Annotated in this window: 21 protein-coding genes and 1 pseudogene; 10 read left to right on the forward strand and 12 right to left on the reverse strand. The window is 58.9% G+C overall.

The window, feature by feature from the left end:
• The first annotated feature begins 13 nt into the window (after positions 1-13).
• Both JD971_RS00800 and JD971_RS00805 read left to right on the forward strand, forming a co-directional pair.
• On the forward strand, positions 14-496 hold the full coding sequence (locus tag JD971_RS00800; protein ID WP_202085293.1) for a GNAT family N-acetyltransferase: 483 nt from the start codon (positions 14-16) through the stop codon (positions 494-496).
• Between the two features lie 192 nt (positions 497-688).
• Positions 689-1,303, forward strand: coding sequence for a DJ-1/PfpI family protein (locus JD971_RS00805; protein WP_202085294.1), 615 nt, complete (start codon positions 689-691; stop codon positions 1,301-1,303).
• A gap of 1,015 nt (positions 1,304-2,318) precedes the next feature.
• Here the strand turns inward: JD971_RS00805 and JD971_RS00810 are convergent.
• From JD971_RS00810 to JD971_RS00850, 9 genes are all read right to left on the reverse strand, one after another.
• Entirely contained in the window at positions 2,319-2,561 is a 243-nt protein-coding gene (locus JD971_RS00810) for a hypothetical protein (protein WP_202085295.1), read from the reverse strand.
• A 356-nt stretch (positions 2,562-2,917) separates the two neighbouring features.
• Positions 2,918-3,367 (reverse strand): transposase, encoded by a 450-nt coding sequence (locus JD971_RS16400; RefSeq protein ID WP_236672194.1) that lies wholly within the window; start codon positions 3,365-3,367, stop codon positions 2,918-2,920.
• 358 nt (positions 3,368-3,725) lie between these two features.
• Positions 3,726-4,040: a transcriptional regulator gene (locus JD971_RS00820; protein ID WP_202085296.1), complete on the reverse strand. Its 315-nt coding sequence runs from the start codon at positions 4,038-4,040 to the stop codon at positions 3,726-3,728.
• The gene (locus tag JD971_RS00825; RefSeq protein ID WP_202085297.1) at positions 4,037-4,483 is read right to left on the reverse strand and encodes a hypothetical protein; all 447 of its coding nucleotides are present in this window, start codon (positions 4,481-4,483) and stop codon (positions 4,037-4,039) included. Before JD971_RS00825 ends, JD971_RS00820 begins: the two co-directional genes overlap by 4 nt.
• Positions 4,480-5,307 carry a CPBP family intramembrane glutamic endopeptidase gene (locus JD971_RS00830; protein ID WP_202085298.1) on the reverse strand — a complete coding sequence of 276 codons (828 nt, stop codon included), beginning with the start codon at positions 5,305-5,307 and terminating at the stop codon, positions 4,480-4,482. Before JD971_RS00830 ends, JD971_RS00825 begins: the two co-directional genes overlap by 4 nt.
• A gap of 394 nt (positions 5,308-5,701) precedes the next feature.
• Entirely contained in the window at positions 5,702-6,571 is an 870-nt protein-coding gene (locus JD971_RS00835; protein ID WP_202085300.1) for an ROK family protein, read from the reverse strand.
• 2 nt (positions 6,572-6,573) lie between these two features.
• Complete coding sequence (locus JD971_RS00840; protein WP_236672195.1) at positions 6,574-7,722, reverse strand: glycoside hydrolase family 68 protein; 1,149 nt, start codon at positions 7,720-7,722, stop codon at positions 6,574-6,576.
• Between the two features lie 3 nt (positions 7,723-7,725).
• Complete coding sequence (locus JD971_RS00845; RefSeq protein WP_202085301.1) at positions 7,726-9,741, reverse strand: glycoside hydrolase family 97 protein; 2,016 nt, start codon at positions 9,739-9,741, stop codon at positions 7,726-7,728.
• 14 nt (positions 9,742-9,755) lie between these two features.
• Entirely contained in the window at positions 9,756-12,194 is a 2,439-nt protein-coding gene (locus tag JD971_RS00850; protein ID WP_202085302.1) for a TonB-dependent siderophore receptor, read from the reverse strand.
• A 171-nt stretch (positions 12,195-12,365) separates the two neighbouring features.
• Between JD971_RS00850 and JD971_RS00855 the strand changes: the two genes are divergently transcribed.
• Both JD971_RS00855 and JD971_RS00860 read left to right on the forward strand, forming a co-directional pair.
• Positions 12,366-13,700, forward strand: a complete 1,335-nt coding sequence (locus tag JD971_RS00855; RefSeq protein WP_202087192.1) for an MFS transporter — start codon at positions 12,366-12,368, stop codon at positions 13,698-13,700.
• An 11-nt stretch (positions 13,701-13,711) separates the two neighbouring features.
• Positions 13,712-14,761 carry a LacI family DNA-binding transcriptional regulator gene (locus tag JD971_RS00860; protein WP_202085303.1) on the forward strand — a complete coding sequence of 350 codons (1,050 nt, stop codon included), beginning with the start codon at positions 13,712-13,714 and terminating at the stop codon, positions 14,759-14,761.
• Positions 14,762-15,303: 542 nt separating this feature from the next.
• Here JD971_RS00860 and JD971_RS00870 read toward each other — a convergent pair.
• The 3 genes and pseudogenes from JD971_RS00870 to JD971_RS16965 all read right to left on the reverse strand — a co-directional run.
• Complete coding sequence (locus JD971_RS00870) at positions 15,304-16,020, reverse strand: IS6 family transposase (RefSeq protein WP_202085304.1); 717 nt, start codon at positions 16,018-16,020, stop codon at positions 15,304-15,306.
• Between the two features lie 174 nt (positions 16,021-16,194).
• Positions 16,195-17,826 carry a TonB-dependent receptor gene (locus JD971_RS00875; RefSeq protein ID WP_236672196.1) on the reverse strand — a complete coding sequence of 544 codons (1,632 nt, stop codon included), beginning with the start codon at positions 17,824-17,826 and terminating at the stop codon, positions 16,195-16,197.
• 360 nt (positions 17,827-18,186) lie between these two features.
• Positions 18,187-18,633, reverse strand: a pseudogene (locus JD971_RS16965) (TonB-dependent receptor plug domain-containing protein); the annotation flags it as partial.
• A 299-nt stretch (positions 18,634-18,932) separates the two neighbouring features.
• On the opposite strand from JD971_RS16965, the gene JD971_RS00880 reads away from it, so the two are divergent.
• The 6 genes from JD971_RS00880 to JD971_RS00905 are packed head-to-tail and all read left to right on the forward strand — an operon-like array spanning position 18,933 to position 25,846.
• A complete protein-coding gene (locus JD971_RS00880; protein ID WP_202085306.1) occupies positions 18,933-20,486 on the forward strand; it encodes an MFS transporter in 1,554 nt (517 codons plus the stop codon).
• Between the two features lie 11 nt (positions 20,487-20,497).
• Positions 20,498-21,193 carry a CoA transferase subunit A gene (locus JD971_RS00885; RefSeq protein WP_371809683.1) on the forward strand — a complete coding sequence of 232 codons (696 nt, stop codon included), beginning with the start codon at positions 20,498-20,500 and terminating at the stop codon, positions 21,191-21,193.
• 26 nt (positions 21,194-21,219) lie between these two features.
• Positions 21,220-22,656, forward strand: a complete 1,437-nt coding sequence (locus JD971_RS00890) for an NAD-dependent succinate-semialdehyde dehydrogenase (RefSeq protein ID WP_202087196.1) — start codon at positions 21,220-21,222, stop codon at positions 22,654-22,656.
• Positions 22,657-22,699: 43 nt separating this feature from the next.
• Complete coding sequence (locus JD971_RS00895) at positions 22,700-23,137, forward strand: Zn-ribbon domain-containing OB-fold protein (RefSeq protein WP_202085314.1); 438 nt, start codon at positions 22,700-22,702, stop codon at positions 23,135-23,137.
• On the forward strand, positions 23,134-24,312 hold the full coding sequence (locus JD971_RS00900) for a transporter (RefSeq protein WP_202085316.1): 1,179 nt from the start codon (positions 23,134-23,136) through the stop codon (positions 24,310-24,312). Before JD971_RS00895 ends, JD971_RS00900 begins: the two co-directional genes overlap by 4 nt.
• 1 nt (position 24,313) lies before the next feature.
• The gene (locus JD971_RS00905; protein WP_202085318.1) at positions 24,314-25,846 is read left to right on the forward strand and encodes a class I adenylate-forming enzyme family protein; all 1,533 of its coding nucleotides are present in this window, start codon (positions 24,314-24,316) and stop codon (positions 25,844-25,846) included.
• Positions 25,847-25,863: the final 17 nt, after the last annotated feature.

Below are 25,863 nucleotides of genomic sequence, written 5' to 3' on the forward strand. Positions count from 1 at the left end.
CGAGGTTCGGTTGATGTTCGAAGTTCAAGAGGATGATCTCTCCTCAAATGAAACGCGGGAATTACTCGCCTTGCACCTTGCCGGGATGTATTCGCATTCTCCTGCTGGCAACGTTTTCGCTCTCGATCTTACCGGGCTTCAATCGCCCGAGGTGACAGTCTGGACGGCCCGGGCTGGAAATCGGATCGCCGCGGTCGGCGCGTTGAAGATGCTGAGTGATCGAATGGCCGAGGTTAAATCCATGCGGACCCATCCGGACTTTCTGAGACGTGGTGCTGCCGCCGCAATACTGGAAACGATTATCGATACCGCAGCGGATCGCGGTGTCGAACGGCTAAGCCTCGAAACAGGAAGCGGCGATGCCTTCGAGCCAGCGCTCACGCTCTATCGTCGGCGCGGCTTCGTGAAGGGTGACGCATTCGGCGATTACGAGGAAAGCGAGTTCAATCAGTTCCTCCATCTCAAACTCCAAGAGGCCGATTCACGCATTCGCTAGACAACGCCAACAGTCGTAAAACCACCCCAAGGTGAGACATTCGGAAGCTTTGTTGCGACGCCTTGGAGCGGACGGGCGGCTATTGCGCTTGATGCGCCAAAAGCAGCCTAGCGGCTAACGACCCTGACTACAGACATTTCCATGCCAATCACAAAGCGCTACGACAGGAGGCAATTTTCAGGGGTATTCGTTATGCAAATCGCTGTGCTCACTTTCGACGGCTTCAACGAGTTGGACTCGTTCATCGCCGCTGGCATCCTCAATCGGATGAAGTCGAAAGGCTGGGCCGCATATATCACTTCGCCCACAGAGCAGGTGACCTCGATGAACGGCGTTACGATCACACGCCAACGGCCCTTGTCGTTCGCAGTTGAAGCAGATGCGGTGCTCATCGGAAGCGGTATCAGAACGCGGGAAATTGCTGCCGATCCTGTTCTGCTCCAACAGCTTGAACTTGATCCAAAGCGGCAACTTATTGGCGCACAGTGCTCTGGAACATTGCTGTTGGCGAAGCTGGGGTTAGTGGGCAATCTTCCCGCCTGCACGGACCTTACCACGAAACCCTGGGTCATAGAGGCTGGCGTGACGGTAATCGACGCGCCGTTCGTAGCCCAGGGCAATGTCGCTACGGCTGGCGGCTGCCTGTCCTCCCAATATCTGGCCGCCTGGATGATTGCTCGCGGAGCATCTTGGCAGGACGCGTCAGAGGCAATTCACTACGTTGCTCCGGTTGGGGAAAAGGAAGCATGGATTGAGCACGCCAGCGCGGTGGTCAAAGAGTTTCTTCCTCTGGCTGCCGCAGCGTAAAGGCCGGTTTCCACCCCAATTTCAGTCGTTCGCAACTCGCGCCGTCATCCCCGATAGCGGACAGGGCAGCTAAACGCATTTTACGCCCAAAATCCGCCATTCCACTTGCGACCCTTATTGCGGTCATCCTACTGCCATGCCACCATTGGATTATGTGTCGCCTCGCTCTGGTTTCGCTATCGGTTGTTGCGGTTGCCGCATGCACCACTCATAATATTCCGCCTGCAAGTGGTTATTCCGCTCCGCCTTCGACTAATAATTGCAAGGCTGGTGATGTTGTTCAATTAGAACAAATCTCTCTCGACAGCCCCCGAGTTCCAAATTTACCAGATGGAATCTCGATTAATAGTGCCTACATAGTTTCCTCTAATTCTTGCGAATTTTCTGTGCGGGGCTTCGTCCCTCAGAACATCCCTCATGTTATTTTCGCCAATCAGGTTGGCGCTATGATCAACCTTAACGTCCCCTACGCCAAGGACCTCCATTCACCTTTGGTGGTAGAAACACTGGGCGCACCAGAGACGCATCAGATCCCGATCCGGTGTGGGCCACTTGAGCTCGCGAGATGGTGGACAACCACGACAATTGCGGATTGTAGAGTAAATGTAGAAGCTTTTGATCGAGGCATCACCTACGGAATGCCGCTACATGGCCGCATAGCAAGTATTGGTGCATTTCAATCGGAAGGTCCAAGATCAGCCATTCTGATCTTTGGGGTTGCGAACTTGTCTGACCTACGTTCACTTGACTTCAAATAAGGAATTGCGCTGGATTCAGATGCCAGCTTTCCACCCCAACTTTGGTAATTACGGCAGTTCGTCGAGCGCTCTATAACCGGACGGCAAGGTCAATCTGATTGCAGACACGAAGGGATGAAGGGCATTGCCCTCACCCCTTCCCCTCATCGCGATCAAAACGAATAGGCAAGAACGCCGACGAATTGATCTCGACTTATCGAAATGCCACCCTCGACGAGATCCTAGCCGTAAATACCGAATGCAGGGTCCATCTGATATCAGAACCTTGCGCCAGCATAAAGATCACGACCGCTGCTCAATCGAAGCTTATCGCCGTCAACGAACATGTCGGAGACCTCATCATCCGTATTCGCATCTGAAAATTCTAGCTCGGCGCCAGCGAAGAACCCGCCGCTGCTGACCAAGTCTACGCCAGCCGTAACTCCGTATATCGCGCCCTTCCTGCTATCCTCTACATCGAACGGATCGTTCTCGATCTGAACATTGTCGATACCCAGCACCAAGCCGACGTTGTAGCGCAGACCGCCAGCAGTTTAAGCGTATGCCGGCGCGCTGACGGCAGTCGCGGCGACGAGCACGCCGACCAAAACCAATTTCATTAACATATCCCGCTTAGACTTCACTCGATCGTCGATCGAATGGTGGCGCCAACAAGGTTCCTACGAATGCCAGCCGCGGTTTATTTTCGATGATCAAGGTTGTTGGAGCGGCAAGATCCGTGCGGCAGAGGGCTGTTAGCTCTCGATGGTTTACAAAGACAAAACGCGCACATCCGAGATCGAACCTGTTTCAGGAAAGCTATCAGCTCGGATGCAAACCGCTCTCCGTTTTGCAAAGTGCTCTTCCCCACCTTGTCTTAAGCCATGAGGACTTGCCACTCAGCCAATGTGGCTGGGCAGCTGATCTTGTGAGTTCGACGATCAATGAGGTGTCGTTCGGAATTGAAGTGGTTATGGAAGGATGCTTGAACTGAAGCGAATTTTTGCAGCGACTTTATTTGCCTGAAGCGCAGCATCGCTCGTTCCCTTGGTTGGAATGGCAGGTGCGAGTTTTCACCGCGGTTGTTCACGTAGCGGCCGGTCTCCTGCTTCTGCTCGCAGCCAAGGTCGGACATCGCGGCTTTGTAGGAGCGCAGTCCGTCCGTCGTCATGACATGTGGAGAGCCATGGCGTTTCACTGTTTTCTTCATGAAGCGCAGGGCGGCTGCCTTGTCCCTTCTATTGGTGACGTAGCTTTCCAATACTTCGCCCTCGTGATCGACGGCGCACCACAGGTGCCTCATCTCGCCGTTGATGCGGACGTACATCTCATCCAGACGCTAGTTCCAATGGCGAAAGCCGCGCATTCGGCTGACCCGCTCGCTGCGAATGTCGGCCTCGAACATCGGACCAAACCTGTTCCACTAGAGCCGCACCGTCTCGTGGCAGATGTCCATGCCGCACTCAGACAGAAGATCTTCGACATTCCGCAGGCTAAGCGGAAAACGGACATACAACATCACCGTGAGACGAATCACCTACCGCGAGGAATGGAAATACCGAAACGGGTTTGCTGGTTTCTTGGCTCGGGGAATTCCACTCCCCTGCCCCGCACCGCATACTTTGCCACAGATGCCATCCTTCTCACAGTAGTGCCCTGCTGCCGAATGGAACGGACCCGAAGCATCAGGAACTTGCCCCATCAAAATCCCTTTCGGCGACGGTAATCAGTTCCTGGAGCGCCTTCACATGCTGGCGGAACGCCTGCCGGCCCTCTGGCGTCAGCACGGCCCAGGTTCGCTGACGCCCGTCCCGTGGCGCTTTCCTGATCGACGCGTAGCCCGCTTCGGCAAGTGTCGACAAATGTTTCGAAAGAGCCGAATCGCTGACATCCATCACGTCGCGAATGACTGAGAATTCGGCCTCGTCGGCACGCAGAAGGATCGCGGCGATCTGCAGGCGCGCGGTCGCATTGAATATCTCGTCAAGTCCCGGGCTCATAACCTACCTTCGCGCACATCCTTGCGATAAACCCGTTCCCAGATCGAACTCAGTCCTGACGTCCCGAGAAAAACGATCGACAATGTCACCCAGAACCATGGATTGGCGACCGGCTCGTCGAACCGCATAACGACGATCAGAGCGGATACTATCAAAGCGACGATCGCGCCGACAATCCATACGGTTCTGCCTCTTTGATACCCGCTCACAAACATACCGTGACGCTTCTTGTCGTCCTGGACCAGTAGTATTGTCATGACCATCGCCACCACGAAGGCCACGATTGAAATAGCGCGTGGAAGAGCCACGGATCCGACTATCAACGTCAGGAGCAAACCTCCGGCAAGATGTCGCCAGAGGGGCCAATGCATGCGTTTTGCCAAACGATCGTTCGTGGAATTGAGTACCGCCAGTGCGTCCCGCGGGTCCTTCACATCGCTCATGAATTTGCCTTTGCTTCGATAGCCGTAGCGACTGCTGCCGGCTTCGGTGATATTGCCCGCTCGCCTGGCTCGGACGCTGAACGCCGCCTGGCCAGAGATTGGGAAACCAGAGGCCAGACTACCAGGCCGATGATATCGATGAGCACGTGCATCGCAATCGGCTTGATGATGGATCCGCTCGAGAGATAGAGCCAGAAGAACAGCGCCCCCATCGCGCTGGTTGCGAGGACACCTTTCCAACCCTGATACCAGTGCGCCAATCCGAACGCCGCGATCGAAATCAACAGCGACGCCCCCACCGATCCGGTAGCTTCGAGCACGAGCAGCGGAAGCGCGACGCGATAGAAAATCTCTTCGCTGATGCCAGCATTCAACGCCAGCGGAACGCAGGAAAGCACCTCCTTGCCGTTACGCGGCAAGAGCGCTTCGATGTCGCCGACCACCGGCTGCGACATCCTCTTCGACCGGCGACGCCAAACCACTGCCGTGATGGTCAGCCCCAGCAGCAAGCCAATGGCCATTCCGACCAGCGTTTCCAAGCTGGAACTTTCGGGTTCCGAAACCGCCTCCAACGGGGCGATCAGGAGCGCAAATTCGACAGGCAGGGATCCTAGTGCGTCCAGTCTTCCGAGTGACAGAATTACGGCCAGCCCACCGACACCGAACACCGCCAATGGAACAAGCGTCCATCGGCGGTGGAAGCGCACCCGGTCCGCGCTGCACTCAAACTGCTTGAAAGCCGTGTAGTCGCGCGAATCTCGCCAGGACATCCAGGTGAGGCCACCTATGACCCCCAAAAGCGCCAAACCTGAGATCACATCCATCGGCCGAATCCTTACTTTCCTTGGCGGAAAGTATCTATGACACGCTTTCCCATGGGGCAAGTCATAACTTTCCTTTATCGAAAGTGATCTTCGAGCGTCAACGCGTAGGCAATCTCGCGAGGCAAAATAGGAGGTATTCAGGGCTAGCGCCGAAGTCCCAAATTCCGGCGCTCGGCGATGTTCATTCCCGACGTACACTTTCGAGAGCATCGACAGACCCGTCGAATGACTGCAAATGGGGCGGTTTGTGGGCCGTAAAAAACTGGGCCGCAAGCTGACAGTGTGCATCGCGTGCAATTACCAGCCTTAGCTGACTTTCGTCAGATGAGCGGGTAGCGGAAAACCGTGAGGCTTACCTCAAACTTTCGTTTGACCGACACTATCAAGGACGAGGTCAAGCGCAATCTGCCAGCAACAAGGCGCCGATTACCCCCGCATCGTCACCTAAGCCGGGCGCTGTGATCCTATGCCTTGATCCACCCGGAAGGTATCCCCCATCTAGCTGTGCAGCGGCTTGTCTTACGCGGTCCAGTAATCCGGGGGCTTTCAGCACACCGCCGCCCATCGCGATCAGTTCGATTGCACTCACGGCAAACAGGGTGTGGCAAAGCTGCGCGAGATAATCTGCTATGACCCCATGCGCTTCGTGGTCTTCAGGCAATTCTGACAAGGATGCGCCCCATCGTGCCTTGATGGCAGGGCCGCACGCCAGTCCCTCCAGGCAATCGCCATGCACCGGGCAGATGCCTCCGAAATCTGTATTGAGCGCACGGCGACGCGGAAAGATATGCCCCATTTCAGGGTGAGCCGCCCCGTGCACGGCCTTGCCATCGATCACCAGCCCGCCACCGATCCCGGTGCCAACCGTAATGTAGGCTAGCGATGACGCTGCCGCGCCTGACCCGAACGTGTATTCCGCCAGCGCCGCGGCATTCACATCGGTATCGAAACCGACAGGAACGCCAAGACGGGCACCGAAATAGCCAGCGATATCGCAATTCGACCAGCCGGGTTTTGGCGTAGTGGCAATCTTTCCCCAGCCGCTCGACGACGAATCGAGCTCGAGGGGGCCAAAGCTGCCGATGCCCAAGGCGTCGATCCGGCCGTGTGCCTCGAACCACTCGGCGGCCTCGGCCAGCGTGAATTCCGGCGAGCGGGTGGGAATCGTATGGCGCGCGACAATCCGGGTGGGCGATGTGCCGACTGCGAGCACGAATTTAGTACCGCCTGCCTCGATCCCCGCCAGCAACCGTTCGCCCGCCATAACTATCGGACCAGCCACGAATGATTGCCTTCCACGGCGATCTGGACAAATGGCGCGAACGTGCCGCCGAACCTCGCCCGGCGCGTTTCGGTTTCGGGTCGGCTTTCGTCTGCCGGACCCCAATAATCGACGAAGCTGGCCACGGAAAAATCGGGCAAGACCCACCAGCTGTAGCACTGTGTTGGCGCATCAGCCGGGTTGCTCAGCACCAGACCAGTGCCGTTCAGAAGTTGCCACGGCCCGGAAATGCTGCTCGCCACAGCGCCGTAGAGCCCTGTAGGCGCCACGATACCCGGCGCGAAAACTCCGCGCTGCGTTGACCAGAACAGGTACAGAAGCCCCCCGTGCTCCACGATGTGCGGCCGCTCCAGCTCGTTGTTCACTCCTACAGCGGTGATGACGGGAGGCAGGGTTCGATACTTGCCCTGCTCGTCCTCGACAGCCAGCCCGATGACCCCGTCGTGCGAACCCGGTTGTGCTGCTGAAGACCCGGTAAACAGCAGGTAGTTGGTTCCATCGGCATCACGGAAATGTGCGGGGTCGCGCAGCGCCTTGATCTTGCCCGGCTCGCCCACAAGCTGGTCGGCAGGCCGGTAATGCAGGCCGTCGGCTGAGACACATTCGACCGCGGGCGACCAGATGCCGAAGTCCCCGTCCGGATCGAGGCTGGCAGAGGTGGAGAAGATGCGCTGCATGAAGGTCGTCGCCCGGTCGCCTGCCCGGCCAGCCACCGTCAGGAAAAGCGTTACCTGCCCGTTTTCAAAGCGGGCCGAGCCAGACCATTCGCGCGTGCCTGGCGTGTGCCCTTCGGTCAGCGTCTGCCCGAGATGGACGAAGCGGTCCGCGACCCTGTGGAAATGATGGATGCGCGCCTTGTGATGCCGCTCCTCCGGATCGTCTTCGCGCGGTACGGCGAGAGCAAACCAGAGTTCGCCATCCCGCCAGCGCACCGGCTTTCCAGCCGGATCGGCAAGCGGCCAGGAATCCCAGACATCGAGATCGGGAGACATGGGCCGCGCCATGTCGCTTTCGATCACCGGTGCCTGGTTGGTATCATCGAGTTTCAACTTATCGATATCGACAGACGTCCAGCGAAGAGTCGGATGAGGTGGATGAGCTTCCTGCTTCAGGGAGCTTGGAGACATTGCCATGCCTCACCCCTCCAACCGACGGAAGCGAATGGCCTGACCGCCACCACTGACGAGGCGCATCGACAGCATATCTTCAGATGTCACGACCTGGCGTGAAACCTCGAATGCTTCCGGGTTGGTCCGCCAATCGGCGTCGACTCCGTCAGCATAGATCGTAGCTTCGTATCGCCCCGAAGGCAGAAACTCCAACGACACCTCAAGGCTACGCGCATCATCATTGGTGATCGCACCGAGGTACCAATCCTGTGAATTGCGATCCTGGCGAGCCACCACGACATATTCGCCGATTTCGCCAGCCAGCGTCCGGCTTGTTTCCCAGTCAACAGGCACATCCTGGATAAACTGGAAAGCATCTGGATAGCGGTCGTAATTGCTCGGAAGGTCCACTGCCATCTGAACAGGGCTGTAGAGCACGACGAATAGCGCCAGTTGATTGGTCAATGTCGAGGGAACGCGGTTGTTGGGTCGGTTCTCGCGATAATCAAAGCCGAATACGCCTGGCGTGTAGTCAAGCGGGCCGGAAAGAATGCGCGTGAACGGAAGGATGGTCGTGTGATCCACCGCGTTGCCACCGTCAGGGCTGCCGCCATTGTATTCCTGGCCTCGAGCACCCTCGCGGCTCATGATATTTGGCAGTGTCCGCCGCACACCTGTCGGCTTGATCGGTTCGTGCGGGAAGACCGCGATCTGGTGAGCCGCCGCCGCGCGCGCAGCGATATGGAAGGTCTCGACCGCATACTGTCCGTCCGGCCATTCGGTTTCGTCCAGACGTGTCCCCACATAGCCCTGCTTGATCGCATGGATGCCGTATTGCTCGTAATAATCCAGCGCGTCGGGCAGCTGGCTCAGGTAATCCTGAACTTGTGCTCCTGTCTCGTGGTGACCGATAATGTTGATGCCGCGCTCTGCCGCGTGGGCTGAAACCGCCGCCATATCGAAGGCGGGCTGCGCCTCGTCGAAAATGAAGCGGCTGTTGCCGTTCACCCACCATCGCGGGACATCCCAGCCCACATTCCAGCCCTCGATCAAGACGCCGTCAATGCCGTGCTCGGCTGCCCAATCAATGTACTCGATGGCGCGCTCGGTCGTCGCGCCAAGCATGGGGCCGGGTTCCCATGTCAGGCGACCGGTGTGCATGGCCCAGAAAATTCCGACGTACTTCTGTGGCTGCGCCCAGGAAACATCGCCGAGCTGGTTCGGTTCGTTGAGATTGAGAATAATCGTGGAGTCGGCAAGTTCGGCAGGGGTTTCCGCCAGCAGAACGGTTCTCCAAGGCGTGCTAACAGGTCCATTGGCGCGGACGAGATCACCATTGGACCAGGGCGAAAGGTCCGCCTTGAGCGTGCGGGTGTTGTCCTCCACCATGCGCAAATTCATGGACGCGTAGTCCATCAGGGCCGCTTCGTGGACTGCCATCGCGAAGCCGTTGCCCTCCAGTGTCAGCGGAGTTTGCGCGGTTGAAATCGCCGAAAGTGCAGAGCGTGAATATTCATACTCGCTGAATTTTTCGCGGTATGCCGGGATGGACCAGGCCTGAAAGTTTTCAGCAAACCGGAACTGCGTCCGTTCGTCCGAGATGATATAGGCCCGGCCCTCCTCGCCCGGAATGTGATAACGAAATCCGAATCCGTCGTCATAGACCCGGAATTCGATGGAGAGACCCTCCCCGGTCGCAGTTGCAAGGTCAAAGCTGGCGCCGTTGAACTCATCGCGAACAAGGCGACGCTCTCCCCAGGGTTGCTCCCACTCGGCCTTGCGCGAGACACGCTCGACATTGGTCAAGGTGAAATCCTGGACGAGAGCCGAGCGTTCACGAAACTCCACTCCCAGTTCCGACCAGTCCAAGACTGGCTTCCCTTGAAAGTGGGCAGCGTAGACCGGTTTGCCGTCCTGAAGCTCGAAACTGACGACAACATCTCCATCGGGAGAGGCAATGTCTTCCGCCTTGAGCGAGCCAGACCAGAGAAGGGTTGTGAGGCTGGCCAGAGCCAGCGTCACTTTGGGGGAATGTGTGAACATGAAACTGACTCTTATCAAAAGGAGACCGTAGCACCGACCCTGATCTGGCGGCCGAAGATCGGGCGCCCCTGGAAGATCGGCCCACCGGTGTTGCTGATGGCACCAGCGCGAGGGTTCCCTTCGGTAATGCCGACCTCGTCGAACAAGTTGGTCACCATCGCCTGGAGAGAAATGCGGTCGGTCACCGCAAGGTCTGCACCAAGATCAATCACCGTGTATGCGGGCAGTTCGACCGTGTTGGCGACATCCTCGTACCGGCGCCCGATAAACTGGGCATTGGCAAAGATGTCGAGCTTCTCGTCTAGCAGGTGGAGAGTGGGCCGGATTGAAGCCGTGTATTCAGGCTGGCGACGGATCTGGTTGCCCGAGAAATCGAACGGACCATTGGCATCCGTTCCGGAGAAACCGGTGTAGCTGATGTCCTGCAGGCTGCCCGACACCGCGATGTCGAAGATATCCGCAGGCTGCCAGTTCAATTCAACTTCCACGCCGTAAGACCGGGCGGCCGCTGTCGCACTTTCAACCTGTCCATTCGCCCCGATGTTGGAGAAGGCAATGTTCGGGAAGTTGTTGTAGAACAGGGTCACGAATGCCCCGATGCCAGGACGGGAGTACTTCAGCCCCCCTTCGAGCAACTCGATATCGTCCTCCACGTTGCCGCAGCAATTGAACCATTGCTGGAATTCCGGGGTGACACGAAAGCTGCGGCTGTAGCGGGCGAATGCCGCGAAATCGGGATTGAACTCGTAGTTCGCACCAAGAGAGAACGCGAGCTGATCGGTGTCGAAGTTGTAGGGCGTTACGCCGCCACTGAAGACCGCCACGTTGTCGTCGACAATGGTATCCGGGTTCCCAAGATCAATGGAGTTGGTCCGGGCGATCGTGCCAGCTTTCGTGACCATGTGATAGCGGAGGCCCGCATCGACACGCAGCGCGTCAGTGACATCAAAGCTGCCGGTCGCATAGAGCGCATTGATCTCGACGTGATCGGTGAACAACTGCAGGTTGCCGTGCAAGTTGCTCAGGCCGTTCAGGGTCAGCGCGACCGTATCGTTGCCGGAGGCGTCCTGCCCCACGACGTCCAGCAGCCGGGGACGGTTGAGCGCTTCGACCAGCACGTCATTCCAGTTCCACAGCTGCCGCTGATCGAAGTTGCTGTAGTAATAGCCCACGGTGATGCTGCCGCGATCGAACTCCCCGTTGAAGGAGATGTCGCCGATCAGGTTTTCGACATCGACGAAAGTGGCGAAGATGCTTTCGGTCAGGACGAGCCCGTTGCCAATATCGCTGGCAGCGATGTCATTGCCGGTGTTGGCATTGCGGAAAACGACGCCGGTGGTCAGCGGGTCTGCGCCCTGAAGGCTGCCGAGGGCGCGAGCCTGGAAATCGGACACCGTCTCGACGTTGTTCGAGAAGAGGCCGATGTAATCCACTCGGCCTGAAGTGTAGCGGCCTTTTACATTGATCGACAGCCAGTCATTGAGGAAAGACTCGCCAAGTACGGTGAGGGTATCCGTGTTCGTATAGACGCCGTCGCCCAGATCGACATCGGTCTCGAAATCGCCGTTGCCGTTGGGCACGATGAAATTGCGCCAGTCACTGTTGTAAAGGGTGCCATCCTGCGCACTCAATCCCGGCAGGCCCTCGTCGGTGCTGGCGAGCGGCATCGGGGTGTAGAAGATCGCGTGGTCGGCCAGTTTGCGATATCCGACGTAGAGCGAGTTTTCGCCGTCATCATAGGTCAGGCCAGCGCGGAACTGCCCGCCGCGGTTGCCATTGAAGCCCGGATCGCGACCGCCATTGTCACTGCGATAGAATCCGCCAACGTGAAACGAGACGTCGTCGGAAATCGGACCGACCAGGTTGAAGTCGCCTCGGAAGTGATCGTAATCACCCCACTCGACCTTGGCGATGCCTTCCAGCGTCGGGGCCGTTCGCTTGGTGACAATGTTCAGCACACCGCCCGGCGCGTTCGACGCGGTGATGGAAGCCGAGCCACCGCGAACGATCTGTGCGCTTTCGATGGTCTGATCGACGCGATAGAAAATGTCGGCGTTGGTGAAGGCACCTGCGCCTTCTTCCCAAACCGGCAAGCCGTCTTCGAGGACCGGGATGTATCGATAGTTGTCGTTAGGGAGGCCGCGCGAATAGACGTTGTTGCCAATGACGCCTCCCGAACTTTCGACATAGAGGCCGGGCGCGGTGCCGATGATATCGGAGATCGCGCTGGGAGCGCGCCGATTCAGTTCATCCTGGTCCAGGACCGTGATCGCGTAGGTGGTTTCGAAGCGCGAGCGCTCCCCAGTAGTGGCGCCGGTCACGACGATAACATTCATGGGATCGAATTCGCCATCTTCGGCGGACTGATCCGCAACGGCTTCATCCTGCGCGAATACGGGGTTCGAAAGGGCACTGAGGGCGACGCCAAAGGCCAAAGCGTGACGGAACTTCATTCTCATACCTCTCCTCGATACGTCGCGCCATTTTGCGCGATTCGCCATAATGTATATGTCGAATTCAAACGATTGCAATTGGAAATTTCAAACGATTGCATTGCATCGCAATCTATGTCACCAAACGCCTATAACGCCGACATGAAGAGTGGCGACCGAGAGGAAATGGATATGCAAACCGCCACGAAACCGCGGCTTTCGCTACTCAGAATCATCGAGATGAACATCGGCTTCTTCGGCCTGCAGTTCAGTTTCGGCCTGCAGCAGGCGAACATGGGGCCGATCTACGGTTTTCTCGGTGCGGACGAGGCGACGATGCCGCTGCTCTGGCTGGCCGGGCCGATGACGGGGCTGATCATCCAGCCGATCATCGGCGCGATGAGCGACCGCACGAGTTCGCGGCTCGGTCGGCGCACGCCCTACTTCCTGATCGGCGCCATCATCTGCTCGATCAGCCTGTTCCTGATGCCCTATTCCAGCGCGCTATGGATGGCGGCCTCGTTGCTGTGGATTCTCGATGCAGGCAACAACATCACGATGGAGCCCTATCGTGCCTATGTCGCAGACCGGCTTACACCGGACCAGCGATCCATCGGCTTCCTGACACAGAGCGCTTTCACAGGGCTCGCACAGACGCTGTCGTACATGGCCCCTACCCTGCTTACCGCTTTCGTGGCCAAGGATGTGCTTGATGCCAACGGCATCCCGGCCATTGTCAGGATCGCCTTCATCATCGGCGCAATCCTGTCGATCAGCACCATTGTGTGGTCGGTGTGGCGGGTGCCGGAATTGCCGCTGGATGCAGAGGAAAAGGCCGCACTCGAAGCCAAGCCCCTGACCGTGCGGGCGACGGTGCAGGAGATCATCGACGCCATCCGCGACATGCCGCGGCCTATGCAGCAACTCGCCTTGGCCATGCTGTGCCAGTGGTATGCGATGTTCGCTTACTGGCAGTACATTACCTTTGCCGTGGGGCGCGCCATCTATGACACCGCCGATCCATCAAGCGCGGCATTTCGCGACGCCACCCTGACGACCCAGCAGGCAGGGGCAGTTTACAATTTCATTGCCTTCCTTTGTGCGCTGATACTCATCCCGATCGTTGCCAGGCTCGGGGCACGGCTTGTCCATGCCGGATGCCTGACCGCATCGGGTATCGCCATGCTGTTCATCCCGGGCGTGGATTCGCCTTCCGCCCTGTTCGTGCTGATGCTGGGCATCGGCATCGGCTGGGCTGGCATGATGGGCAACACCTATGTCATGCTGGCCGATGCTATCCCGCCGGAACGCAACGGCATCTACATGGGCGTGTTCAACATGTTCATCGTCATCCCCATGCTTATCCAGACACTCACGATGCCTCTCATCTATGAACCCCTTCTCGGCAGCGATCCCCGCAACGTCCTCCTGCTGGGCGGGGCGCTGATGATTGCTGGTGCAATCGCGACTTTGTTCGTAGATGCCGGACACAGGGTACCTCGCATTTCCATGGAGGATGCGGAGTAAGGCTGGGGGCAATGGGCAAGACGCGAAAAAATCCTGACAAGGCGAAGGACGGCGGCGAGCGCCAGACCGTCCGCACGCTTGCAGATCTGGGCAAGATCGCGGGCGTCACCGCCGGCACGGTGTCGCGTGCGCTGGCGGGCAACAGCCTCGTAAACCGTGCAACCCGCGAGCGCATCGAGGCGCTGGCCCGCGAATACGACTTCCGGCCCAACCAGATCGCCAGCAAACTGCGGCGGCAGAAGACCGGCGTAGTCGGGGTGATCATCCCGCTGGGTCATGATCGCAACCAGCAGATTTCCGACACCTTCTTCATGACATTGCTCGGCCACCTGGCCGACGAGCTGACCGAATACGGCTACGACCTCATGCTGCGCCGGGTCATTCCCGACCAAGACGAGGACTGGCTGGACCGTTTCATCCGCTCCGGAATGATCGATGGGGTAGTGGTTATCGGCCAGTCGGATCAGTTCGACCGGATCGAGGACGTGGCCAATGGCTACCTGCCGATGGTTGTCTGGGGCAACCATCAGGAAGGCCAGAGGCATTGCGTCGTGGGAACGGATAACCGGCTGGGGGGCAAGCTGGCGGCAGAGAATCTGGTCTCTGCAGGGGCCACGAGCCTGGCCTTCCTGGGCGATACCCAGCCCATCGAATTTGCCGCGCGCTTCGGCGGGGCGAAGGATGTTGCGGCAAGGATGGGCGTCACGATCCGGGCGCTTCCCACGCACCTGTCGGCTGATCGTATGGGCGGAGAGATTGCCCGGCACCTGCGCAAGATCCAAGGCGAAGTGGACGGCATATTCGCAGCCACAGATGCCATCGCGGTCGCATGCCTCAAGGAACTGCGCGAGCACGACATTGACGTGCCGGGCGAGATGAAGATCGTCGGCTTCGACGATCTGCCGATCGCACGCCAGACCGTGCCCCCGCTCACCACCGTCCGGCAGGACATCGCCGCGGGCGCGAAGGGTCTCGTCGACCTGCTGATGCGGCGGCTGGGCGGAGAAGACACGGAAAGCCTGATCCTGCCCCCCCATCTGATCATTCGCGAAACCGTCTAGGTGATGCGCGTAACCTCATTCGATGTCGCACAGCTAGCCGGTGTAAGTCAGCCTACGGTCTGGCGCGCTGAACGGCGATCCATCGCTTAAGCAAGCCACTCGCTTGCGCGTTGAACGTGCAGCAAACGAGCTCGGCTACCGCGTGGATCTGCGCACGGCTGGCCTGCGAAGCGGCAAGACAAACACCTTGGCCGTCGTAGTCATCGTACGTGCGGGACAGTCTGCCACCCATATCAATCCGTTTCACTACTCCCTGTTGGGCAACGTCTGCACAGCAGCCGCGGCACGCGGTTATCATGCGCCTGTTTCGGTCCAGTCGGACTCCGGAGACTTCTATTCCGACTATATGGAAATGAGGCAGGTCGATGATGTGATCCTGCTTGGCACAAGCCCCAACGATATGGCGCGGGACTATCACCGTCCGCTGTTGGAAAGGGATAATGTCGCTTGCTGGGGTTCGCCGTTCGATGCTCCCGGTCGGAGCTGTCAGTCGGATGCAAACCGCTCTCCGTTTTGCGGAGTGCGCCCTTCCCCGACATTCTTCAGGCCATGAGGTTCTGCCACTCAGCCAATGCAGCTGTGCGTCGGATCTTATAAGTCTGACGATCAACGAGGTGGCGTTCGGAATTCAAATGGTTGTGGAAGGACGCGTGAACCGAGGCGAACTTCTGTAACGACTTCATTTGCCGGAAGCGCAGCATCGCTCGTTCCTTTCGTCGGAATGGCAGGTGTGAGTTTTCTGCCCGATTGTTAGCCCAGCGGTAGATCTCCTGCTTCTGACCGCAGTCAAGTTCGGTCAGTGCTGCCGTGTAGGAGCGAAGTCCGTCGGTCGTTAAGACCTCCGGCGAACCGTGACGCTTCAGCGCTTTCTTCATGAAACGCAGGGCGGCAGCCTTGTCCCTGGTTCTGGTGACGTAGCTTTCAAGCACCTCACCTTCGTGATCGACGGCACGCCAAAGGTACAGCATCTCGCCATTGATGCGGACGTACATCTCATCGAGGTGCCAGTTCCAATGGCGAAAGCCGCGCATTCTGCTGACGCGTTGCCGCCTTATGTCCGCCGCCAACATCGAACCAAACCTGTTCCACCAGAGCCGCACCGTCTCATGGCAAATGTCGATGCATCGTTCCGACAGAAGATCTTCCACGTTTCGCAGCGAAAGCGGGAAACGAACGTACATCATTACCACGAGGCGAATTACCTCCGGCGAAGAATGGAAATACCGGAACGGGTTGGCTGGTTTCTTGGCTCGGGGCATCCGCTTCTCCTACCCTGCGCTCCACAATTTGCCAGAGGTACAATCCTTCTGACAGTGCCCTCGGGACATCCGCTTCCCCTACCCTGCCCTGCCCACCATAATCTGCCAGACGTACCATCCTTCTGACGTTGCCCGTCCCGGAAGATGATCTCACCAAAGCCCTATGCCGGCACCTCAATTTCCGAAGCGATATGTCGCGCGTAGCCAGACTTGGCGACCACGACTGGTAACCGCCACTGTGTCCGCAAGCACGGTTCCCGTACCACCGGGCGCGCTGCCCGAGAAGGGGTTCCCAGCTGAACGCGTGAAATACCGTTCGTCGGTAAGGTTGCGGCCGAGCAGGGACAGTTCCCACGTTTCACCAGCATCCTTCAGCGTCACGCCGGCATCGAACAGCTGATAAGCTGGCTGGCGTCCGCCCGGCGAGCTGATGACATCCGTGAAGAAACTGTCGGTGAAGAAGAAATTGCCAAGCAATTCAAAGCGCATGCCGGAAAATTCGGGCGTTTCGTAGTTAAAGCCGAAAGTGCCGGTCCAATCCGGGGCGCGGACGAGCTCGGTGCCTGACAGGTCCGTCAACAAGGCAGCTTCGCCGGTGAAACGGTTTACCTGAACCTGGCACTCCGGCGCGGGCAGGCCGGAATAACAGATGCTCTGATAATCGGTGTACTCGCCGTCGAGATAGGACAACGCACCATTGAGCGACAATCCATCGAGCGGCGTGCGATAGGTGAAATCGAATTCCGCGCCGCGCGTCCGCACTTCGCCCGCATTGCGAAGTTCCTGCGTCACGCCGACCAGGACAGCGACCTGCAGACCCGTCGTTTCGTAATCGAAAACCGCGAAATTGGCGAGCAGATCGCCATCCAGCAGTGACGCCTTCACACCGCCTTCGAAACCGGCGATCTCCTGCTGCCCGTAGCGCGGATCGATCAGGCTTTCCAGATTGCCGCGCGCGTTGATCGATGAGGTCGTATTCGGGTTGGTCGCGTTGAAGCCACCCGACAGAAAGCCCTCCTTGTATGACCCATAGATGGTCAGATCCCGCGAAGGTCGGTAGCTGAGCGTAACCTCGGGAGAGACATTGTCGAAATCGACCTCGCGCGGCGCCTCGATATTCAGGAGGTTGTCGAAATCGCTCGACAATGCGGACTCGAACACTGGCAGCGATTTCTCTTCCCTGGAATATCTCGCACCTGCCGATAGCTCGAAGGAATCCAGGAATTCATAGGAAACCTGGCCGAAAATCGAATAGGCGGTGCCGTTTTGAACGTAACGATAGTTCGACCGCGGAAACGGATTATAAGCGTTGAAAGATACCAGCGCCTGCGCTTCGCCTCGTGAATCCTGAATGAGTCCGCCGACGAGGAAATTGAAAGGCCCGTCAAGATCCGAGGTCAACCGGATCTCCTCGGTCACTTCGCGAATTTCGAGGTCTGCGTATGCCGGCAGAAACGTAAGCGGAATGCCATTTTCGAGGAAATTCGCCGTGAAGCTTCCGACGTAACTGTTACCCGCATCGTAGAAGCCGGTGATCGACGACAGGGTAAAGGCGTCGCTTAGCTGGTAATTCATTTCGAGACTGGCGAGAGTTTGCTGGCTCTTCAGATACGTTTCCTCGCCAAAACGGCTGTCCAAATTCTGAAAGTTGGGTCCGATGTTGTCGGTGGCCGTGACCCGGCCATCGGCCAAGCAATCTTCCGGCGTATCGTAGCCAGCTGGCGTTCCCTGCGGTATTCCGAGCGGACAGTCGACGAATTGCAGGACATCCGTCGAACCCGATGTGTTCGAACGGTTATGCGCCACCTTGAACCGCGCATCGAAACGGTCGCCGGGTTCGAACAGCGCCGTGGCGCGGGCAGCGTATTCATCGCCATTGGGCACGCGGCGATCGAAGGGCACGAATACGTTGGCGCCGCCGTCGGGCGCGACGTTGCGTATGTCACCTTCGGAATGGCTATAGAAACCTGCGAGCCGCACACCGAGCGTATCGGTGACGGGGCCGGAGACGTAGCCTTCTGTACGAATTTCGTCGGCTTCGAATTCATAACCGGCGATGATGCCGACTTCGAAATAGCCTTTGGGATCGTTCGTGCGGGTCGTGATGATGCCCGCGGGGCTGTTCTTTCCGAAGAACAGCGACTGCGGCCCCTTCAGCACTTCGATCTGGGCCACGTCGAACTGGCCAAGACGACGCACCGAGGACCGCGCAACGGGCACGCCATCGATATTGAACGAGACGGCCTGATCGGCAAACGGATTGGCATCGACGCCGGACAGGCCGCGTATCGCAACAATGCCGCCTTGCGGCGAGGACGTGGCTTCGCTGGTAATGAGGGTCGGAACCGCCTGCGCCAGCGAATCGACCGAATTGATCCCACGCGCCTGCAACTGGTCGCCGCTGATGGCCTGGATCTGCACGGGCGCGTTGATGCTGGTTTCCTCGCGTCGGCGGGCCGTGACGATGATGGCGTTTGACGAACCATTCGACCGACCGACTTCCGCTTCTGGATCAACCGCTTCGGATTCGGAGACCTGCGCTGCCGCGGGGAGTGCCGTTAGCGCGAAGCAACCAGCGGATGACAGCAGCAAAGTTCTGGTGAATGCTCTCATGTTTTCTCTCTCCTTCTGACACCGCAGCCTTCACGGACCGCCGTTTTGTGATGCCACGATTGCCTGCCCCGACCCGCCTGTCAACATTTGAGAATATCGTTCTTTATAGAGAATTCAGGTGAGCGCCGCCCGTGGAGGAGGATGCCATCTCCAAGGTTTACACGGGGTTGAACTTCTGTATGATGAACACCATTCTCTATTCCGAATGGAAAGAGCGGCATCACCGGGGAGAGGCAGATGATAAGGAATAGCGCCCGACGGCGGCTGAATCGTCAGATCATCCTGTGGTGGATGGCCGCATGAAGTTCGGTAAAATCTCGCGCGAGCATCCTTCGACCGCCTATCGCAACTATGTGCTGGGTGTGTTTTCGCTGATCTACGCGCTCAACTTCATCGATCGGCAGATCATCAGCGTTCTCGCTCTCGACCTGAAACGCGACCTTGGCCTTTCCGATGCCGATCTCGGTTTCTTGTACGGAACAGCGTTCGGCGTGTTCTACGCCCTGTTCGGCATCCCCATGGGTCGCCTTGCCGATAGCTGGAACAGGATTCGCCTGGTTACGATCGGATTTGCGTTCTGGTCGTTGATGACGACATTGTCGGGCTTCGCCCGTACCGGAGTGCAATTGACGCTCGCCCGCATCGGCGTGGGTGTCGGGGAAGCAACCGCGTCGCCGTGCGCATATTCGTTGATCTCCGACTACTTTCCGAAGAATCGGCGCGCGACCGCGATCGCGCTTTATACCGCCGGAATGTATATCGGATCGGGCGCGTCGCTGTTCATCGGCGCGAAGATTGTCGAGGTATGGAACGACGCATTTCCCGAAGGTTGGCAAGGGATCGTCGGGTGGCAGGCTGCCTTCATGGCAGTCGGACTGCCCGGTCTTGCGCTCGCATGCTTGGTCGCCACGTTGAGGGAGCCGGTTCGCGGCCTGTCGGATGGGATCGAACAGCCTCCCGTGGAGCGTCCCTTTCGCGGTTTCCTCGATGAATTGCTGACCATGGTCCCACCGTTCTGCCTGTTCACGGCGGCGCGCCGCGGGCGCGGACCGCTGTTGGTCAACATTGCCGCGGCCACGCTCATTTCGTTGATAGCACTGGGTCTGATCGCCTGGACCGGCGACAAGCTGCAATGGGTCGCCGTTGGTATCGGCGTATATGCTATCTTTAGCTGGGTTGCCGCCCTCAAGAGCCGTGACCGTCCTGCATGGACGCTCATATGGAAGACGCCGTCTTTTCTTTATCTCACCATCGGCCACGGACTGACATCATTCGTGAACTATGCGGTGATCTTCTGGTCATTGCCTTACGTCGAAAGTGAATTGGGTGCGGACCGCGCCGAGGCCGCCTTTTTTATCGGCGGTGCTGGCGCGGTGGCGGGCTTCGTTGGCCTGATTTTCGGGGGACGCTTCGCCGATTTCCTGAGGGAACGCCATCCCTCGGGCCGCGTGATGGTGATGATCGCGGGCGCGATCCTTCCGTTCGTCCCGTTGACCGTGATTTTCACCACCGGAAGTCTTGGCGTGTTCTACGTCCTCTATTTTCCGATGATCCTCTTCGGTAGCATCACCTTGCCGTCGGCAGGGGCCACCTCGCAGGATCTGGTGCTTCCACGCATGCGCGGATTGGCATCTGCGACGTTCCTTCTATCACTCACCATGATCGGTCTGGCCCTTGGTCCCTATTCGGTTGGAGCCATCTCTTCGGCCACCGGTAGCATGTCCACGGCCATTCTCTCGCTCATGGCGGTGCTACCCGTATCGATCCTGATGTTCGTCCTCTTGTACTTACGCTTGCCAAAAGCTGAGGAAACCCTCGTCGAGAGAGCCCGGCAAGCCGGAGAACAATTATGAGAAACAAGGTAATGGACAGCGCCGATAATGCGCTGAGCGATCTGTTGAAAGATGGCATCACGCTGATGTCGGGCGGGTTCGGGCTATGCGGCAATCCCGAAACCCTGATCGAGGCTGTGCGCGCTTCGCAGGTGAAATCCCTGACCGTCATCTCCAACAATGCAGGTGCCGATAACTTCGGCCTGTGGGCGCTGCTCGAAAACAAGCAGGTGAAGAAAATGATTTCTTCCTATGTCGGAGAGAACAAGCTGTTCGAGCAGCTTTACCTTTCCGGCGCGCTCGAGCTTGAACTCAATCCACAAGGCACCTTGGCGGAACGCATTCGCGCAGGGGGTGCCGGCATTCCGGCATTCTATACCCGGACCGGTGTCGGCACAGTGGTGGCCGAGGGAAAGCCGACCGAGGTTTTTGACGGGATCGAGTATGTCCGCGAACGTTGGCTCAGAGCGGATGTTGCATTGGTCAAAGCCTGGCGCGCAGACCCGGAAGGAAACCTGGTTTTCCGCAAGACCGCTCGCAATTTCAACCCGATGATGGCCACCGCCGGCAAGGTCACGGTGGTCGAGGTGGAGGAACTGGTCGAGGCCGGCTCGCTCGACCCCGATTGCATCCACGTGCCCGGCATTCATGTCGACCGCATCGTGATGGCGACAATAAACGAAAAGCGCATCGAGCGTCTTACCGAGCGAACTCGGGAAAGCGCCTAACCCAAAGATTACAGGATACCCAGACCATGAACGATTATTCCAGCAAGCTCGGCCTCTACATCGGCGGCGAATGGCTCGGCCCCGAGGGACGCGACACGACGCAACCCCGCAATCCGGCCACCGGCGAGGTGATCGGTGAACTGCCGAGCGCCAGCCTCGATGATCTGGACCGCGCCCTGCAGGCCGCCGAAGAAGGGTTTGCGCAGTGGCGCGACACCTCCGGAACGGAGCGGGCCAATGTCCTGCGGAAAGCCGCCGCGCTCTTGCGTGAAAGGGCAGACGACATCGCCCGCATCGCGACCATGGAACAGGGCAAGCCGGTGGCCGAGGCAAAGGGCGAGCTGGGCCTGACCGCATCGCTGATCGAATTCCATGCTGGCGAAGCGGAGCGCATCTACGGCCGCGTCCTGCCTCGTCCGACGGGCTCCCGTTCGCTCGTACTGCACCAGCCGATCGGCGTGGTGGCAGCATTCTGTGCCTGGAACTTTCCCATACTCAACCCGGCGCGCAAGCTTGCCCCGGCTCTGGCGGCGGGCTGCGCGATCATCCTCAAGCCAAGCGAGGAGACCGCCGGGAGCGCAATCGCGATCATGCGTTGCTTTGAGGATGCCGGCCTTCCCGGCAAGGTCGCGCAGATGGTGTTCGGCGTGCCTGACACGATTTCGCGCCACCTGCTTGCCTCCCCCGTCACCCGCAAATTGAGTTTCACCGGATCGGTGCCCGTCGGCAAGCATCTGATGAAGCTCGCGGCGGACACGGTCATGCGCTCCACCATGGAACTGGGTGGGCACGGGCCGGTACTGGTGTTTGACGACTGCGATCTGGACAAGACTCTGGACATGTTGGTTCCGCACAAATTCCGCAATGCCGGACAGGTGTGCATCTCGCCGACCCGTTTCCACGTACAGGAAGGTATTTACGAAAAATTCGCGCGCGGCTTTGCCGAGCGCACGAGCGCGCTGAGGGTCGGATCCGGTTTCGAGAGCGAAACGCAAATGGGGCCGATGGCCAATGCGCGCCGGCCCGAAGCAATCGACGCCATGGTCGAGAATGCCCGTTCCGAAGGTGCGACAGTGCTCACCGGCGGAACGCGCGGCGCGAACGGGCGCGGTTTTTTCTACCAGCCGACCGTGCTGACCGACGTGCCCATGACTGCCAGGCTCATGAACGACGAGCCATTCGGTCCGGTCGCCATGATAAGTCGCTTCGCGAGCGACGATGACGCAATAGCCGAAGCCAACCGCCTGCCCTACGCCCTGGCCGCCTATTGCTTCACGGAAAATGGCCGCCGCCAGAACCGTCTGGGCGACGAGATCGAGGCGGGGATGATTGCTGTGAACCAGCTGGCCCTGAGCTGGCCCGACAGCCCGTTTGGCGGGATGAAGGACAGCGGCTTCGGATCGGAAGATGGACCCGAAGGGGTAATGGCTCACCTGGTTACCAAGACATTTCACATGAAATGACCCGCTCGGCACGAGACGACCAGCGCAGGACAGGAGAGAGATCATGACCGACCAACCACGCATCGCCGGAGGCATCGGCGCCGATGATCCCTTCTGGGATGCACTCGAAGAAGGCCGTTTCGTCGCACCGAAATGTTCCTCGTGTCATCAGTGGATGTGGCCCGCGCATTACCGGTGCGGCAAATGTGGATCCTGGGATCTCGATTGGGAAGAGATCGAGATGACGGGCACGCTTTTCACCTGGACGCGCAACCATGCTGTATCCGAAGTGGTGAAGGAACGCCGTGAGGACACGCCTTTCGTAACGCTTCTCGTCGAGCTTCCGCAGGCGGGCTCGATCCGCATTCCCGGCGTGCTGGAAGGCGATGAAGACGGTCTGGCGATCGGCGCCCGGCTTACGGGTCGTATCAGGCCGGGTGACGAAAAGTCGAAAGGCTACGCCACCGTGGTCTGGCATCTTGCGGAAGGAAACCGTGCATGAACACCGCAAACGCATTTCGAGGAGCCGCCGCTGTCGTCGGTATCGGTCAGACACCGTATTACAAGCGCGGAACGTCACCCGATGGCGAAACGAAGCTGGCGCTCCGGGCCATCATAGCCGCAGCCGAGGATGCCGGGATGGATCCGGCGGACATCGACGGTTTCGTATCCTACGGGTCGGAGCGCAATACCGGCCAGAAACTCATGCCCGCGCTCGGCACAAAGGATATGCGCTTCGCGGCACTCGCATGGACGCATGGTGGCGGCATTCCCGCCGCCTTGTTGCTGGCCGCGCAGGCCATTCATTCAGGCCAGGCCGAAGCCGTCGTCGTTTATCGCGCGATGGCGGAGCAGAGTAACCAGCGCTTGCAGGTCGCCGTGACGCAGGGGGATACGCCGGCACAGTTTCTGGCCAACGGGATCGATATGGTCCTGCAGCGTTCCGCCATGCGCAGCCAGCGGCTCATCGAGCACCACGGCGTCCCCGCCTCTACGCTGGAGGCGATCGCGCGCGCCGGATACCATCACGCGCGGAACAATCCGGGCGCCGCCGGTCACGGGCAGCCCTTGAGTCACGAGAAATACCAGGCATCGCGTTTCATTTCCGAACCGTTGCACCTGTTCGATTGCTCCCGCGAGAACGACGGCGCGGCCGCCGTCATACTGGTTTCCGCAGAACGGGCGAGGAGCATGAAGCAGAAACCCGCCTTCCTCCTGTCCTGCCCGATGGGTGCAGAAGCGCAGTCGTCATCGGGATCGCTGGAGGACAATCACGAGCCCTATGTCAGTGTCGGCATGATCCATCTTGCCAAGCGCCTGTGGGAGGAATCAGGATACGGCCCCGAAGACGTGGACGTTGCCCAGATCTACGAGAACTTCACCGGCATGGCCGTGGCCTCGATCATCGATCACGGCTTTTGCACGTACGAAAACGCAGGGGCGTTCATCACACTGGACAATCTGACTGCACCGTCCGGCGCCTTGCCGATCAACACGTCGGGCGGAAACATCGCAGACGGTTTCATTCACGGAATGGGGCTGGTGCTCGAAGCGGTCCGTCAGATCCGCGGGACATCGACAAATCAGGTGCCCAACGCGAAACTGTCACTGATGGCAGGCGGGCCTGGAGACTCCGTGACCAGCACGGCGCTGTTCGGAAGCGAGGAGACGCTGTGACATGAGCCAGATGGGATTGATACATGACGGGCTGGACTACTGGGCGAGGCGCACCCCTGAAAAAATGGCCTTCTCGTTCGACGGGGAGGATGCCCTCACCTACGGCGAGCTCGCCAAATGGAGCGACGGTCTGGCGGAGCATTTGCAGAGCCAGGACGTCCGGCCGGGAGACCGCGTAGCAATTGCAGCAGCCAACTCGCTGGAATGGATCGCCAGCGCCTTTGCCATTGCCAAGTCCGGCGGCATCATCGTGCCATTCAATGACCGGCTTGTGGGACTGGAACTCCACTACCTCGCCTCGGACAGTGATCCGCGCCTGATAATCGCGGATTCCGAGCGCGCCGAGCGAATGGTGAAAGCGGGCGTGACCGCAACCATCATGCCCATCGACCATGTCTCGCAATTTCGCGGCGGCGCCACCGACGGATGGCAGCAGGTCCGCCGGGAGAGCGAGGATGTGGCGATGATCATTTTCACCAGCGGCTCCACCTCCCGGCCTAAGGGAGCCATGATGACGCACGGGAGTTATCTCCTGAAGTTCACCGAGATGCTGCTGCTCGACAATCGCATCGGCGCCGAAACCCGATCACTGATGCCCTTCGGTCTTCATTCGTCGCCCGGACTGCCCTGGGGCCAGATGTTCACGACCATAGTCGGCGGAACGCTGTATTTCACGCAGAAATACTCTACCGAGAAAATCTTGCGACTGCTCGCTCAGGAGCGGATCACATTCTTCATTGGCGTGCCCATGATCTATGATCAATTGGCCGATCTGCCTCAATTCGCCGATGCGGATCTATCGCATTTGACTTTCGCCCGCATCGGCGGCGCCACACCCACCAGGGAAACGCTCGCGCGCTGGATGGAAAAAGGCATCGCCCTGCGCCAGCTCTACGGCATGTCCGAGGTTGGCGGAGGTGCCATCATCGCCAGCGAAGCGGAAGCACGTGCCCGGCCCGACAGTTGCGGCCGCGGCCTCGCTCTGTCGCGCTTCCGCATTCAGCGTGACGACGGGAGCCCATGCGATCCTGGCGAAGCGGGGCATATCCTGCTCACCGGACCGGGTTTGATGAAAGCATACTGGAACAAGCCCGAAGAGACATCCGCTGCATTGCAGGACGGATGGATGCATACAGGCGATATCGGCATGGTCGATGAGGAAGGATATTTCCATTTCATCGACAGGTCGAAAGAGATGATCAAGTCTGGCGGCTTCAACGTTTCTCCCGCCGAGATCGAAGGCATCATCTCGCAGCATCCCGCCATTGCCGAGGTCGCCGTTTTCGGCGTGCAGGATGCCGATTACGCAGAAGCAATTTTCGCCTGCGCGCGTTGCAATGCCGCGCTGGAAGAACAGGAATTGTTCGATTGGTGCGCGGAAAGGATGGCAGGATACAAGCTGCCGCGATATGTGGAATTAACGGATAAACCGCTCCCGCGGCTTGCAAATGAAAAAGTCGATCGACAACAACTCAAGCGAACCTATGCCGCCGTTTCCAACAGACGCGACAGACTAAGGTCCGGCATCGGATAAAAGCTGACGAAAGGGTC

The organism is Croceicoccus sp. YJ47, from assembly GCF_016745095.1.
GTDB lineage: Bacteria > Pseudomonadota > Alphaproteobacteria > Sphingomonadales > Sphingomonadaceae > Croceicoccus.